The organism is Streptomyces sp. NPDC085931 (assembly GCF_044540565.1).
Classification (GTDB): domain Bacteria; phylum Actinomycetota; class Actinomycetes; order Streptomycetales; family Streptomycetaceae; genus Streptomyces.
Map to the genome: position 1 here is coordinate 22,208 of NZ_JBITSK010000013.1, position 13,786 is coordinate 35,993.

Consider the following 13,786-nt stretch of genomic DNA (forward strand, 5'->3'; position numbering starts at 1 on the left):
CGCCGGCCACCTGCCCCTGCGCGAGGAACCCGAGACGGTCTCGCCCTCGTCGACTCCTTCCTCCCCGGGAACACCACCGCACCTCACTGCCCCCCCCGCCCTCAAGAACGCCCTCAACCGCGTCTACGCCAAGTGGAACAACACGGCCGTCGCCTTCGTCTCCTACGGTGTCAACGGCGGCGTGCACGCCGCCGAGGCACTGCGCCCCGTCGCCGGCGCGCTGCAACTCGCCGACGTCTCCGCGGCAGTCACGCTGAACCCGCGCACCGACTTCGCCGCATGCCGATCATCTCCAGCGCCTGGACACCCCTGGTGCAGAGCCTGCGCCGCGAGCTCGGCCGGCCCGTACGCACCCTCAAGGTCCTGGGCCTGAGCGCCGACGAAAGCCGCAACCGGACCCACCATCCCGCCTACCGCAACGTCTTCACCAACAGCGCCCGCATCGTCAAGGACTGGCCCACCGCCGCCGTCCTCGAATGGCACCAGGACGCCTCCCCGCCCTACCACTGGACCTACGACTCCCACCCGGGCGCGGACGACTGGCGGAAGACCAGCCGGTGTTCGTGCTCGCTGCGCGTGTTCGCCTCCAAGCGGGACCTACTGCTGGCCAACGCCCGCCGGCCCCGGCTCGCCGCACTGTATGCCGAGGTCGAATCCACCCACGGCGACAGCTTCCGCCCCGACTAGTGCATCACCGACCTGATCGAAGCCAGCCGCCAACCCCACCGCCCCCAACCCCGGCATCGTCCTGCCCGACGACGGCCCCGACATGGACCTGCTGGAGCAGCAAGTGCGCCGTGCCCTGCAGAAGCCGCCCCGCAAGGCCGTCCACCTGGCGGCCCGACACCGATCGGCATGCGATGGCTGCACCTGAACGGTGCCCTTCCCCACCGCCCTCAAGGAGAGATACTGCTCGTGATGACGACTACCACCCAGCGCCTCCTCGACCTGGCAGCAGCCGCTCGGGACAGCCATGACGCCGATCTGCTGCTGCTTCTGCGCGAGGCCAACGAGCTGTATCAGGCGGGCTTTCACGAGGTGCGGCAGAGCATCGAGGCTCGCTTCGGTGTCCTGCCCACTGCGGACCTCGTGGCCGCTGCGGCCGCGGCCGGCATGCCGGGTGATGAGTGCTCCGAGCGCAAGGAACTGCTGTTGCTGCTGACGCTGGCCGAGTGGGAACTGACGCCGGCGGCCATGGCCTACTCGCAGATCGCCGAGGACGCCGCGCGCCGCGGCGTGTGCCTGATCCCCGAGGCCTGAAAGAGACCTTCCAGAGAAGCAATCAGGGCCACGAGCTGGACCCCACCTCAGCCTCCTGCCATTATGTGGATTGCGGGCCGGGCGGGCCGGCCCGTCTTCCGACAGGACGGACGCCTTTGTCATGACCTCGGGCCGCGAGTCCCGCCTGGCCGACGCTGCCGAGATCGCGGCTGAGCAGGGCCTGTCACCCGCGCGCATCAGCATGCTCTACAACGAGCGCGCCAAAAACGGATTCCCCGAGATCGCCGACATGCGGGGCCGTGCCCGACTGTGGGACCGCGCCCAGGTGACTGAGTGGTTCGCCCGTCGCCAGGGGGCGCGGCTGCAGCAGCACAAGCCGCCGAAGCTCGACCCGGAGGAACTGCTCAATGCGGCGCAGGCCTCACGGTTCCTGGGTTACAAGAACCCCAACCAGGTCACCACGTACGTCCGCGACCACCCCGGCTACTTCCCCGAGCCGGACGTCATCGAGGAACTGGGCACCGCCGAAAGCCCCTACCGGCGGCAGCTGTGGAAAGTGCAGACCTTGCTGGACTGGATGGCCACGCGGCCCGGCCGCGGCAAGCGCGCCGGCGCCAAGCGGGCAGCGCCTGCGCTGCCGGACGTCCCCGTCGACGGCGACCCCAACGAGTTGCTGGGCGCCACCCAGGCCGCCGCTCTGCTGGGGTTCAAGAGCCTGAACTCCTTCTCCAGCAGCCTGGCCCAGGGCAACCTGCCCCTGCTGGCGACCCCCGACGCACTCACGGAGAAAGGCGGCCGCCGACGCTGGACACGCCAGCGAATCCTCGAGCAGGCCGCCCAGCGAAACATCAGGAAGTAACCCCGGCGGCGAGCTCATTTCCGCTCACCGCCCCCTATACGCGGCGTCCGGTTACGGTTGTTGGTCCCTTGCGGGCCGGGCGCCGCAACGATGGTCGGCATGACGTGGCTCGCCACCACGTCCCGCAGCAGCTGACGCTGCTGCGGACCGACCATCGCCATCTCCTCAGGGCCCCATGCCCCTCCCGTTGCATCCTGCACGGCGGTCACACGCCGCATGAGACCTGTGGTCGCCCCATAGACGCTGACCTCGGCCTGGGCCGCGGGGATGTTCTGAGTTCGTGACCGTGGTCGGGGCCTCATGGTTGGGAACTTGGTCGAGGGCAGTCGGTCTCCTTGTCCCCCACCGAGGTTGTGATGAGGATGACCATGACCATGCCTGCCCCAAGCGCTGACGTGACCAGCCCGCCCCGAAGCCGGGTTGAGCCGCTGCGTCACCAGGTTCTAGCCGCGCTCGCCCAGCACCGCATCGCCACCACCGCCCAACTGCGCCAGATGCTGCGCCCAGACGGCACACGACAACTGATCTCCCGCGCTCTGAACAAGCTGCGCGCCGACGGCCTCGTCGACCACAGGGTGCTACCGGGCTCCGACCGCTCCCGTACCCGAGCCTGGTACCTCACCCCTGATGGCGCGAGGCTGACCCGGGACCTGCCTGCTCTGCGAGGGCGGCCGCCCTATCCGATCACCTCGACGACCGCGGCTTCGCTGAAGACGGCGCACACCCTGACCGTGGTGCGTACCCATCTGGCGTTCGCGGCTGATGCCCGCCGGCTCGGGCACGAGCACGGCCCCTGGGACTGGACACCGGAGGTGTCACACGCCATCGGTGAAGGCGAGCGGGTGGTGGCCGACGCCGTCCTGTACTACACGGCCGTCGAGGGCGACCAACGGCGAAAGCTGCGCGCCTTCGTGGAGGTCGACCGCGCCACCATGAGCGGTGAACGCCTGGCAGTGAAGCTCATCGAGTACGCGCGGCTGCATCAGTACGAGGCCCAGCCGGTCGGCCGGCGTAGGTACGCCGCCGCGGAGCCCGGCTGGATGCGCTGGTACCCGGTCTTCCCTCGCCTATTGTTCGTTCTGACCGGCGCCCCGCGTACCAGGCTGGAGGGCAGGATCAGCGACCTGCAGGCGATGGCCGCCCAGCATCCCCTGGTCGCCGCCCTCGCCCGGGAGGTGCCACTCGGGGCGGCCGTGCTCGAGGACCTCGAACAGCAAGGCCCCGCCGCGGAGGTGTGGACGCCTCTGGCCGGCGGCGAACCCCGCCCCTGGACCGACCTGTGACGATCTCGCTGCGCTGGCACAGCCAGTGCGGCAGGACCACCCCGGCGCCCCGGGCAGGGCCCGGGGCGCCGAGGTGTTCGCCGCGTCAGCCGTTGGTCGCGACTGCGGGTGCTCCGGGGAAGCGGTGTCACGGCGTGGTCAGTGAGCGCAGCCGGTCGGCGATGTCGTAGACGGTCAGGCGCAGGGCGCGGATGTCGGTGATCAGGTCGCGCCACGGGCTGTAGGAGTCGTCGACGGTTTCGCCGGAGGCCCGGATGTAGGCGATGGCGACGCCGTAGGCGAAGTACTCGTTGCGTGCCGGCAGCGGCCGCAGGAGCACGATCTGCTCCAGGAGAGCGGCCGCGCGCCAGAAGGCGTCCGGCGCGCCGACCTCGATGCTCGGGGTGTTGACGCGGTGGCGGGCGACGGCGGCGACGAGGCCTGAGTAGTCGCGCACGGTGAGCTGTTTGCCGAGCAGGTCCTCCTGCCGGTTAAGGAGCCAGCGGATGTCGATGTGCAGGTCCAAGATCAGGCCGCCCGGTGTGCGCTGTCGACGCCCTCGGGCAGCCCTCCGAAGTCACGGTCGAAGGCCTCGGCGATGCCGGGCCGGGCGACCACCTCACGGAACGCCGCGGTGGCATCGGCCAGACGCAGCTGGTTCTCCTCCTGGACCGCGAGGTCCGCCAGGAGCGCCCTCACACTCGTGCCCCGGGCGGCCGCAATGTTGGCCAGCCGGTCCCTGGTCTCCGTGTCGATCTTCACCGTCGTGTCTGCCATATCCCTGAGTATGCACCCGGGACTACCTTTATGAATACCTTTCGCGGCGCGGGACGCGTGCTCATGCCGGGGGCCGTCCTTCTGGCCGGCGAATGCCCGGGGGAGTGGATTTGTGCGGCTGGATGCTCGAGATCGGAGGTCGAGAGACGATCTCAGGCGTTCCACCACTCGTCGGTGCCGCAGCCGACCTCGTAGTGCCACCAGCCTTCTTCCTGGCCTTGCTGTAGAAGGGCCTTGATCCCGACGAAATCCGCGCCGGCCGGGGCGGTGAAGGCCACCATGGGGAAGTCCTCACTGAAGACCTCGCCTGCGAGGTTGAACGCCGACAGACGCTGATACACCGCATGCGGACTGCGCCCCAGAGGGCCGGTGGGCACGGGCACCACACGGATCGTGCAGTTGCCAAAAGAACGGACCCGCCCGACAGCCCAGTGCAGCCCGTCGGAGTCGGTCCGGAACCGCACCACATCACCCTCGGCCACCCCGTCCTGTAGGAAAGGCGCGTTGTGCACACGGGCCGTGTCATCGCCGAGCCTCGTCGCCCACAGCCCCTCGGTGTCCTGCGGGAACCACCCCTCACGAGGGACGAACCGCAACCAGACCTTGATCTTCTCGACCGTGCTCTCCATGACGGCCATCATGCGCCGACCGGCAACCCCCCCCCCCACCGGGCCGGGCCCGGCCCGGTCCATCAGCCGTAGCTGTCACGCCGACGCCAGAGGACAACAGGCAAGCTCAGCCCCGTCCTGCAGCGCTCGCGCGCATCAAAACCGCGCTGCCGGCCGATGCCGAGGCGCAGGTGGTACAGCAGCCGTGGCCACCGGGGTGGCACGCCGGGACATGGGGCCGGGGGGAGGTGCAGCAGCCGTCGTCGCCGAGGCGGGCGCACCGGGGCGCGGGGCCAGGGCAGGCGCGGCAGCGCGGCCAGCCCAGGCAGGCCAGGCAGAGGTCCTCGCCGGGCGCCGTCACGGGCACCCCGCAGCCAGCGCACTCCACGAGCGCCTGCGGCAGCGGGGCGGCAAGCCTTCGTGCCATCAGTGCACAACGTACGACAGTCAGTGGCGACCCGAGTCCTCTCACTTTCACCGTGCTGGTGACCTGAGTAGACCTTCGGGCCCGGGCGCTCTCACCGTTCCAATGGGAGGGCGACCCCGCCGGTGTGCGTAGGATTCTCGGCCTCGTCGAGCATGGCTGCGGCTACGGTGGCACGGCTGACGCGAGCGGGGAAGAGACGGCTGGAGGAGTCGCGCAGGCCGATGGTGCGGCGGGTTGGGCTGAGGGGGCCGTTGGTCAGCGGGCCCGCGTGGAAGACGGTGCCGCCCGCGTCGAGGATGATGCCTTCCGCGGTGACTTTGTCGTTCAGGTCGCCGAGCAGCCTCAGCAGGGTGCGGGTGAGCGGTCCGGCCGCTTGAGCGGACGGGCCGGTGCCGTACGCGCCGAGCCAGACGACGTGCTGCGGGCGGGCGGCGGCCACGGCCTGGGCGCCGGCGGTGAGCGCGCCAGGATTGTCGCGGCCGGCGACGCCGAGGCCGGAGAGCACGGTCCCGCGTCCTTCGAGGGCGCCGGCGATCGTGTCCGGAACCAGCACGTCGGCGGCGACGCGGGTGAGGCGCGGGGAGTTGGGGACGGTGATGCGGTCCGTGTTCCGCGCGATCGCGACGACTGTGTGCCCGCGGCCCAGGGCCTGTCGGGTCAGTTCGAGTCCAGTGGCGCCGGAGGCGGCGAGAATGGTGAGTTCCATGAGGTTTCCGGTCATTTGAGCGGGCGGAGGACGTTGAGAGCGGCGGCGTGTACTCCGGGAGCAGCCGCCAGGTAGGCGTCGCTGGTGATCTGCCAGGGTTCGCCTTCGAGGTCGGTGACGGTGGCCCCGGCTTCCTGGGTGAGCAGTACCGGCGCGATGTGTGAGCGCAGGTTTTCGAACTGCCAGTGCGCGTCCATGCGGCCGGCGGCCACCTGGGAGAGCTGGTGGCCGACTGGCACGGAGGCACGGACGTACAGGGCGTGCTGCATCATCGCGGCGACGGCGGCGCCGACGCGCTCGGCGTTGGCGGCGTCACGGTTGAGTTTGGCCTGGCCGGTGCCGGTGAGCGCCAGCGCCAGGTCGGTCTTGGCCGAGGCTCGTAGGGGCACGCCGTTGAGGAACGCACCGCCGCCGGCGATCGCGGTGAACGTCTCATCGGCCGCGCCGGCGTACAGGACGGCCAGCACCGGGCGGTTGTCGCGGACGAGGCTGACGCCGATGTTCCAGTCGGACATGCCCTGCACCGCGTTCATATTGCCGCCGACGGGATCGACGACCCACCAGTCGCCGTCGGGCATCGGGCCCGAAGCGTGTTCGTCCTGCGTCCATCGCGAGCCGGGCAGCGCACCGGTCAGCGCCGGCTGGAGGATGTCGCTGACGGCCTTGTCGTTGGCGCCGAGCGCCGCGAACAGTTCCGCAGATGTCGTGGGTGTCTGCGCCGCGCGGGTGACGCGTGCCGCCGCCGTGTGGACGGCTGTCGTCGCGGTGGCCAGGAGCTGCTGGTGCTGGTGCTGCTGTGGGGTCATGGAGCAACCATCAGCTCTGCCCATAATGAAGTCCAGTGCAACTTTGTAAGGCTAGAGTTTACTGTCGTGCAACTGGATCTGAACCTGCTGACTGTGCTGGACGCCTTGCTGGAGGAGGGGAGCGTGAGCGGTGCCGCACGGCGGCTGCGGCTGTCCTCACCGGCGGTTAGCCGCAGCCTGGGCCGGCTGCGGAAGCTGACCGGCGACGACATCCTGGTGCGTACCGGCCGCACGATGACGCCGACGCCTTACGCGCTCGCCGTCCGCGAACAGGTCGGCATACTGCTGCGCCAGACCCGGGAGGTCCTCACACCGCGCCGTGACCTCGACCTGGCCGGCCTCGACCGGGTCTTCAGCTTGCAGTGTCATGACGCGCTGGCCACCGCGCTGGCGCCGCCCCTGCTGGCCGCAATGGCCGCGCAGGCACCCAGAGCGCGCCTGCGTTTCCTGGCCGAACCGGCGCTTGACACCGACGACCTGCGGCACGGCCGTGTCGACCTGGAGATCGGCGCCGCCGTACCGGCCCTGCCCGAGATCCGGCGGGAAAGCGTCGGGGCCGACCGCCTCGTTGTGGTCATGCGCCGCGAACACCCGTGCGCGCGCGGGTTGGACCTTGCCGCGTACGCCGCACAGGCGCACGTGTTGGTCTCACGCCGGGGCCGCCTTACCGACCCGGTCGACGCCGTCCTCGCAACGCACGGCCTGAGCCGCCGTGTCCTCGCCGCTGTCGCCACCTCCGCGACCGCTGCACACCTCATCGCCGGCAGTGACCTCGTCCTGACCGTGCCGCAACTGACCTGGCGCCCGCTGCTCCAGGCGTTCGCACTGGTCGCCGTCCCTCTGCCGATCCCCTCACCCCCCACGCCGATCATCTGCGGCTGGCATCAGCGCTACGACACCGACCCGGCCCACGCCTGGCTTCGCTCGCAGGTCCGCAGCGCCTTCGACACGGTCCTCACCAACCCTGCAGGGCCCAGCGCCCCGTGAGAGGCCGACGCCGTGTTCTGGCCTCGCCACGTCGTTGTGTCAGGCCATACGGGTCGGGCGGGTCAGTGTCGACTGATCCGGCACGGCTTGTCTTCCCTACCGATACGTGGACTCTGGCAGCCACACACAGGCCGCAACCGAACACCGGATCAGTACGTCCCTTACGTCTGCGGCACGAGGGAACACCCCCGCGTCGGCGGGAGGACGCGACCAGATTGACAGAGTCGACGACGCCGGTCGGAGCACCCCCGCGTCGGCGGGAGGACGCGCGTTGTGACCCAGATCCTGATGCCCTTGTCGGAGCACCCCCGCGTCGGCGGGGAGGAGCGAATCGTGGCGTGACCGGCTCGTCCAGGCCGCGGAGCACCCCCGCGTCGGCGGGGAGGACGGCCGCGCCTACTCGGTGCGCGACATCGCAGCCGGAGCACCCCCGCGTCAGCGGGGAGGACGAACGCAGCATGACCCAGACCTACACGGTGCGCGGAGCACCCCCGCGTCAGCGGGGAGGACAACGCCATCCGCAGCGCGAGGGCCTCGGCGCACGGAGCACCCCCGCGTCAGCGGGGAGGACGGCAGGGGTGGCAGCGGGCTCGACGCGCAGGTCGGAGCACCCCCGCGTCAGCGGGGAGGACGTGCGCTCGACGAGCCGCATCTGCTCCGACGCCGGAGCACCCCCGCGTCAGCGGGGAGGACCACATGCGGCCCGTCGGGCTGGTCGAGGGACGGAGCACCCCCGCGTCAGCGGGGAGGACCTGGACCAGGTCCAGCAGTCCATCGTCTCCTTCGGAGCACCCCCGCGTCAGCGGGGAGGACGCTGAACGACCACGAGACGCTCATGCCGCGGGCGGAGCACCCCCGCGTCAGCGGGGAGGACGCTGAACGACCACGAGACGCTCATGCCGCGGGCGGAGCACCCCCGCGTCAGCGGGGAGGACATCCTCCTCCACCCCGACGGCATCACCCAGCCCGGAGCACCCCCGCGTCAGCGGGGAGGACGTCTTGCCGGGCGCCAGCAGCTTTTTGATGTGCGGAGCACCCCCGCGTCAGCGGGGAGGACGTGGAGCCGCACACGTACCACGTCCGGTACACCGGAGCACCCCCGCGTCAGCGGGGAGGACAGGCGGAGGTCGTCGGCGTAGGCCTGCTTGGACGGAGCACCCCCGCGTCAGCGGGGAGGACCGCTCGGGGTCGGGCATGCGGACGACGTCGTTCGGAGCACCCCCGCGTCAGCGGGGAGGACACTTCCTGACCTGGACCCTAAGAGGGACTTTGCCTTTCTTTTTACTATCGGTGCAGCAGTCATGCGGATCAAGGTAAGGCCGTCGAAGTCGTCGGGGATCCGGCGTCGGGTTCCTGCAGTGCGGATGGCATAGCCCTGTTCCGTAGGGGCGGGGTGGACAAGGACGGCGGCACCGTTGCCTACGACTTCGGTGACGGCGCGCCAGAGTTGATCGCGGACGCGGGCTGAGACGCTGCCGATGAAGATGCCGGGTACTACTTCGCTGGTCCATCGGCTCAGGGCGCCACGCAGGTGGTCGGGGACGGCGGTGGTGGCGATGACGACCATGGAGGGCATCAGGTGTCTCCGTTGGCGTAGTTGACGCCTGCTGGGAGGATTCCGCTCTTGGGGTCCCAGAGGTGGACCATCTGGACGTCACGTCGTTCGGAGCGTTCCTCGTCGGCGTCGATGTCGGCTGTGGTCGCCTGGGGGTGGGACGAGGTCAGTAGGGCCTGGACGTCCTGGACGATACGGGGCAGGAGGCGCAGGAGTCGGAGGTCTTCGCGGAAGCGGCGGCGGGCTTGTTGTTCGGGGTTGTCGGAGTTGTGGAGGGCGAAGGCAAGGGGCAGGGTGACGTCGGCTTTGTAAAGATCGGCGACGTCGTAGACGAAGGCGTGCTGGGTGCCGGTGTGGACGTAGCCGAGGGCTGGGGAGAGGCCGAGGGCAAGCAGGGCGGCGTGGACCACGCCGTACAGGCAGGTGTTGGCGGCGGACAGGGCGAGGTTGACGGGGTCTTGGCTGTCCCATTGGTCGGGCCGGTAGTTGCGGCGGAAGCGTCCGATGCCGTGCTGTTGCGCGAGGATCTTGTAGAAGGCTTTCATGCGCTGGCCTTCCAACCCGCGGAGTTGTTCCAGGGTGACGATTGGGGCACCTCGGCGTCCTTGAAGCGCATCCGGTACATGCGGACGGCGATCTCGAGGCGCCGCGTGGGGTCAGCCCATGTTGCGACCTGTTGTTCGAGCCAGTGGGTGGTGAGGGAGTCGGGGAGAATGCCCGCGTAGGCGCGGACGCCGCCCGCTCCGACGCAGACGACGCTGGTGCCGTGGCGGGCGAGGGTGGTCAACGCTGGGGTGGTGATGGAGACGCCGGGGCCCAGGAGCAGGCAGGACAGGGCTGCGGTGGGGATGTAGACGAGGTCGGTGCGGTGCTCGTCGATCTGGATCTGCGCGCACACTCCGGTGTCGTCCTGCACCACACGGACCATGTCCAGGTACAAAAAGGACAGCGAGTCAGAGTCCTCCCCGCCGACGCGGGGGTGTGCCGTCGTCCTGCTCGTCCGTGAGCTGGAGGGCCGAGTCCTCCCCCACCACTGGGGTGCTCTGCCGACCAGCGACGCCGTCCCCTTGGCACTGCGGTCCTCCCCGCCGATGCGGGGGTGTGCCGTCGTCCACTCGTACGAGTTCGCGCCGTAGGGGTCCTCCTTACCCACGTGGGGGGATCCTCTTTCCCACGGGTCGCCCTCGGCACCGGCGGGGAGGACGGCGGACCGGCTGAGCGATCCACATGCGGGGTCCGGACATCCTTCCTTCGGCGAGAAGGACGCCGAAGCAAACGAAGTACAGGAAGTCTGCGACGCCGGAGAGAGCAAGGCCAGGGCCGTCGCGGCCAGGCGCTTACGCGTCTGGCCGCCGTCCGAGGGTGGGCTCATACGGTCGCGCGGGCAAGGCTAAGCAGTCCAGCGCCGTAAGACTTGGCCCGCCCGATGCCGACCAGCACGGCCTCGGCCAGGGCGTCGGGGTCGGTGACGGTGGCGGTGCCGTCGTAGCGCACCAGGTGGTGCCGCACGGCGGCGGCGCCGTCGCGGCTGCCGTGCACCGCAGCAACCAGGGTGGGAAGCGCTGTCGTCAGGTGCAATCCGGCCTCGTGGGCGCGGCGTGTCCACCACTGGTCGGCGTCCGGTCCGGTGAGCGCGATGCGTTTGCCACGTCGGCCCTTGTTCTCCAGTGGCAGGCGTTCGGTTTTTACCGGGTTGACGACGATGCGGTAGCGGACGGCGAGGCCCTTCTGAAGGGCGTTGAACACGGGGGTGAGGTCTTTGACGTCGGCGCGGCCGTAATCGTCGGGCAGGCGTGTCGGGTCGAGGGTGGCGGCCTGGACCAGGAGGGTGCTGAAGGTGTCGGTTACGTCGAGGCGGTACAGGAGCCCGGCCGCCTGCCGGGGACTGCCGCCCAGGCCGTCGGGGACCAGACGCATAAGGGTGCGGTGCATGTCGGTAGCGTTGCGCAGGTCGCGCTGGACGGCGCGGCTGTGGGGATTGAGGCGGATGCGGGCGAGAGCCGCGCGGGGGCTCATGCGGCGGCCTCCTTCATGGCGTAGTGGACCAGCTTCGTTGGCAAGGTGTGAGGCCGGTAGCCAGGTGCCGTGAGTAGCATTCCCTGATGCGGTGGAGCTGGCGTCAGGCGTAATTGCAGCCGTGCAGGGCGAGGCAGAGGGGAATGGCGTACGCGGTGTGCACGTCTGCTTCGCCGGCCGCCTGGCCGGTCCACCCGGACGGTGAACTCCAGAGCCTCGTGCCGGTCGAGTGCGCCTGTGTGCTGGTGGGTGATGCCCTGCGCCGCGGCAAGCGTGCCGAGTAGCGCGGAGCGTCTGGGGAGCGGGGCGGTGTCTCCGTCGGGGGTGAACGCCTTGCGTTCGCCTCGGGACTGCATCGGGCCGGCCAGCCGGAGTACGGGCCTGTTCGCGCCCGCGCTGTGGCGGAGCAGGCAGCGTCGATGGGGGTGTAGCCGGAGTCGTACGCCGCTTGGAGCGTGCTGGGGAACATCTGCACCATGCGCTGGCGCAGTCGGATGCCTTGCACATTGCCGCTCAGTTCGGCGGGTTTCGCGAGAGCAGGGCACGATGGGGTCCGGCCATGCAGTCACCGGGTGCTCCTTTCCGCCGTCGCGAAGTGGGTGTCGATGTAGCTCTGGAGCGTCTCCAGGTAGCCGGTGCCGAAGCCTTTGTAGGCGGCGTCCGGTAGGTGCACGGCACGCCGGTACAGCGGCCGAGGCCGGTACTGGCGTGCCAGTGGTGCGAATGACATGGGCTCGTCGGTGACCTCGCCGCTGTGGTGATCCCCGTCGCCCTTGTCGGGGGCGTCGGAGTTCACGGGGAGCGCACCGAGCGGTCTGTCGCCGTAGAACTCAACCGGCTGTCGGCCGGTGCGCGGCCTCTTGGCAGCTAAAGGCAGCTGTACCAGGTGGCGCAGCGGATCTTCCCCGTAGCCCAGCAGGATCGGGCCTTCCGGCGGGCATGACCGGCGGCCGAGGAAGAGCGGCCAGTACGGGTCACGCAGGGCGGCGGCGCAGGCATGTAGCAGCGCTTCATCATCGGACGTCAGCGCGAGGGTGAAAGCAGCGTCGGCTAGGTACTGGCGTCTGGATACCAGAGTGCCCTTACCCTCGGGGCGGTGTTTTCCGTCGACGGTGATCACTGTCTCATCGGCGGGCAGTCCACCGCCGACGGTGTGGAAGTCGGACAGCACGACACCGGGTCGGTCGACACGTACGGTCATCGACAGCTTCGTAAGGTCGTCCAAGGGCGCCTGGCGCCCTCGTCCGAGAGCTGCGGCTAGCATGCCCACGATGCCCGACCGGGTGGGGAATCGGGCTGTGTCACGTCGCGCGTACTTGCTGTGCGTGCCCCAGGACTGGAGTGGGCCTGCAAGACGCAACAGCAGACCTCGGGAGGGGCGGTCGGTCACTGCGGGGCCTCGGCGAGAGCGTAGTCGACGGTTGCGGTGACGAGAGCCTTGAAGGACGAGTGGCGCTCGCCGAGGTGCTCGAGCTTGTCGAACTGGAGGGAAGCATGTGCCGCGTGCAGAACTCGGTCGGGGCCGAGGAGAGTGTTCGCGGCCTTGGCGTACGCATCGATGCTTTCCACGGAGCGCGCGACGAAGCCGCCGTGTCCGGCTGATCGTACGGGTTCTTCGAAGGCTGCGGCGAACGACAGCGGCCGGTCGGAGCGGACCGCCACGTGGACCAGATGCGGGATGGTGTGCGGGGCGGTGGAGTTCTTTTTCGCTTGCGGCAGGGACTCGATGAAGGAGAGCAGGAACTGGCCGGCGAGCTCGCGGGCAGCATCGAGTGCGATGTCACTGTCCTCGCTCAGATTCTTGATGAGTTCGTTGAGATCGACGGTGGCGAACCGGTAGAAGGTGCCGGTGCTGAATTCGGCAGTGCCCATGTGGCCACTGCCCGTTTCATCATCGTTGGCTTCGGTGACATCGTCGACAGCTGCGAAGTAGTCGAGTTCGACTTCAGTGGTGTGTGTGGTGAAGGCGTGCGCGACCTGGACGGCACCGTCGACATTGGCCTGGTCGACCTCGGTGAGCATGCGGCCGAAGAGGTTGATGACCCCGTTCCTTTTGACAAGGATCTTGTCGATCTTCCCTTTCAGGGCGCTTTCGGGCTTGTTCTTCCCTTTGCCGGTGAAGTCGGTCGTGAGCGCGTCCTTGTTGGCTTCGGCGATGTCGGCCAAGTCCTCGACAGCGTCTTCGGGAAGATAGACGAGCGCGTTGGTCAGGACCTTGTTCGTGATGGGTTGTTTGTCCTTCCCCTTGGCCACCTCCCACTTGATGCTGCTCCCCGCCGCAACATGCGCGCCCGCGCGTTCGGCCAGCGCCTTGTCCCACCCACGCTCGCGAAGCACCTCGGCGACCCGCTCGCCGATACGGCGGGTGCGCAGCGCGTTCTCGCCGAGCGTGTCCTGGAAGTGCTTGCGGGTGGCCCGCTTCCAGGACTGGCTGGAGATGCGGGTACGCAGGGCGTCGCCATAGAGCATGCTTTTCACCGAATTGGTGTCGTCCCGGTTCAGGTTCGCGTAGGGGACTGGTTGGACGACGTGGATGTCGATGAAGCGTGGCTTGAGGTTCAT

General features: G+C 69.3%; 15 protein-coding genes, 2 pseudogenes and 1 CRISPR repeat array. Of the genes and pseudogenes, 6 read left to right on the top strand and 11 right to left on the bottom strand.

Translation table 11 applies throughout. The annotated features are described in order from the left end of the window. Nucleotides 1-16 precede the first annotated feature (16 nt). From ACIGAN_RS25775 to ACIGAN_RS25795, 5 genes are all read left to right on the top strand, one after another. The gene (locus tag ACIGAN_RS25775) at nucleotides 17-373 is read left to right on the top strand and encodes an NADPH-dependent FMN reductase (protein ID WP_399861349.1); all 357 of its coding nucleotides are present in this window, start codon (nucleotides 17-19) and stop codon (nucleotides 371-373) included. After that, a complete protein-coding gene (locus ACIGAN_RS25780) occupies nucleotides 313-687 on the top strand; it encodes a hypothetical protein (RefSeq protein WP_399860940.1) in 375 nt (124 codons plus the stop codon). Before ACIGAN_RS25775 ends, ACIGAN_RS25780 begins: the two co-directional genes overlap by 61 nt. 231 nt (nucleotides 688-918) lie before the next feature. Next, nucleotides 919-1,260, top strand: coding sequence for a hypothetical protein (locus tag ACIGAN_RS25785; RefSeq protein WP_365744412.1), 342 nt, complete (start codon nucleotides 919-921; stop codon nucleotides 1,258-1,260). Nucleotides 1,261-1,381: 121 nt separating this feature from the next. After that, nucleotides 1,382-2,080 carry a hypothetical protein gene (locus ACIGAN_RS25790; RefSeq protein ID WP_365744414.1) on the top strand — a complete coding sequence of 233 codons (699 nt, stop codon included), beginning with the start codon at nucleotides 1,382-1,384 and terminating at the stop codon, nucleotides 2,078-2,080. A gap of 368 nt (nucleotides 2,081-2,448) precedes the next feature. Beyond that, nucleotides 2,449-3,363, top strand: coding sequence for a replication-relaxation family protein (locus ACIGAN_RS25795; RefSeq protein ID WP_399861351.1), 915 nt, complete (start codon nucleotides 2,449-2,451; stop codon nucleotides 3,361-3,363). 127 nt (nucleotides 3,364-3,490) lie between these two features. On the opposite strand, the gene ACIGAN_RS25800 is transcribed toward ACIGAN_RS25795, so the two are convergent. From ACIGAN_RS25800 to ACIGAN_RS25820, 5 genes are all read right to left on the bottom strand, one after another. Then, on the bottom strand, nucleotides 3,491-3,868 hold the full coding sequence (locus tag ACIGAN_RS25800) for a toxin Doc (RefSeq protein WP_399860942.1): 378 nt from the start codon (nucleotides 3,866-3,868) through the stop codon (nucleotides 3,491-3,493). A gap of 2 nt (nucleotides 3,869-3,870) precedes the next feature. Continuing rightward, nucleotides 3,871-4,119: an antitoxin MazE7 gene (locus ACIGAN_RS25805; protein ID WP_365744424.1), complete on the bottom strand. Its 249-nt coding sequence runs from the start codon at nucleotides 4,117-4,119 to the stop codon at nucleotides 3,871-3,873. A 152-nt stretch (nucleotides 4,120-4,271) separates the two neighbouring features. After that, nucleotides 4,272-4,760: a DUF4265 domain-containing protein gene (locus ACIGAN_RS25810; RefSeq protein ID WP_399860945.1), complete on the bottom strand. Its 489-nt coding sequence runs from the start codon at nucleotides 4,758-4,760 to the stop codon at nucleotides 4,272-4,274. A gap of 485 nt (nucleotides 4,761-5,245) precedes the next feature. Next, nucleotides 5,246-5,860, bottom strand: a complete 615-nt coding sequence (locus tag ACIGAN_RS25815) for an NAD(P)-dependent oxidoreductase (protein WP_399860948.1) — start codon at nucleotides 5,858-5,860, stop codon at nucleotides 5,246-5,248. 11 nt (nucleotides 5,861-5,871) lie between these two features. Beyond that, a complete protein-coding gene (locus ACIGAN_RS25820) occupies nucleotides 5,872-6,666 on the bottom strand; it encodes an inositol monophosphatase family protein (RefSeq protein WP_399860951.1) in 795 nt (264 codons plus the stop codon). 66 nt (nucleotides 6,667-6,732) lie between these two features. Here ACIGAN_RS25820 and ACIGAN_RS25825 point away from each other — a divergent pair, with 66 nt between their 5' ends. Then, entirely contained in the window at nucleotides 6,733-7,653 is a 921-nt protein-coding gene (locus tag ACIGAN_RS25825) for a LysR family transcriptional regulator (RefSeq protein WP_399860953.1), read from the top strand. A gap of 178 nt (nucleotides 7,654-7,831) precedes the next feature. Then, a CRISPR array of direct repeats spans nucleotides 7,832-8,893; the repeat unit is 29 nt; unit sequence CGGAGCACCCCCGCGTCAGCGGGGAGGAC. A gap of 129 nt (nucleotides 8,894-9,022) precedes the next feature. Here the strand turns inward: ACIGAN_RS25825 and cas2e are convergent. The 6 genes and pseudogenes from cas2e to cas7e all read right to left on the bottom strand — a co-directional run. Then, nucleotides 9,023-9,229: pseudogene (gene cas2e, locus ACIGAN_RS25830) on the bottom strand (type I-E CRISPR-associated endoribonuclease Cas2e); the annotation flags it as partial. Then, nucleotides 9,229-10,136: pseudogene (gene cas1e, locus ACIGAN_RS25835) on the bottom strand (type I-E CRISPR-associated endonuclease Cas1e). The pseudogenes cas1e and cas2e, both read right to left, overlap by 1 nt. A gap of 440 nt (nucleotides 10,137-10,576) precedes the next feature. Continuing rightward, nucleotides 10,577-11,224 carry a type I-E CRISPR-associated protein Cas6/Cse3/CasE gene (gene cas6e / locus ACIGAN_RS25840; RefSeq protein WP_399860955.1) on the bottom strand — a complete coding sequence of 216 codons (648 nt, stop codon included), beginning with the start codon at nucleotides 11,222-11,224 and terminating at the stop codon, nucleotides 10,577-10,579. Next, nucleotides 11,221-11,580: a type I-E CRISPR-associated protein Cas5/CasD gene (locus tag ACIGAN_RS25845; RefSeq protein ID WP_399860956.1), complete on the bottom strand. Its 360-nt coding sequence runs from the start codon at nucleotides 11,578-11,580 to the stop codon at nucleotides 11,221-11,223. The genes cas6e and ACIGAN_RS25845 overlap by 4 nt, the downstream gene beginning before the upstream one ends. 209 nt (nucleotides 11,581-11,789) lie before the next feature. Further along, complete coding sequence (gene cas5e / locus ACIGAN_RS25850) at nucleotides 11,790-12,614, bottom strand: type I-E CRISPR-associated protein Cas5/CasD (protein WP_399860958.1); 825 nt, start codon at nucleotides 12,612-12,614, stop codon at nucleotides 11,790-11,792. Further along, nucleotides 12,611-13,786: a type I-E CRISPR-associated protein Cas7/Cse4/CasC gene (cas7e, locus tag ACIGAN_RS25855; RefSeq protein ID WP_399860961.1), complete on the bottom strand. Its 1,176-nt coding sequence runs from the start codon at nucleotides 13,784-13,786 to the stop codon at nucleotides 12,611-12,613. The genes cas5e and cas7e overlap by 4 nt, the downstream gene beginning before the upstream one ends.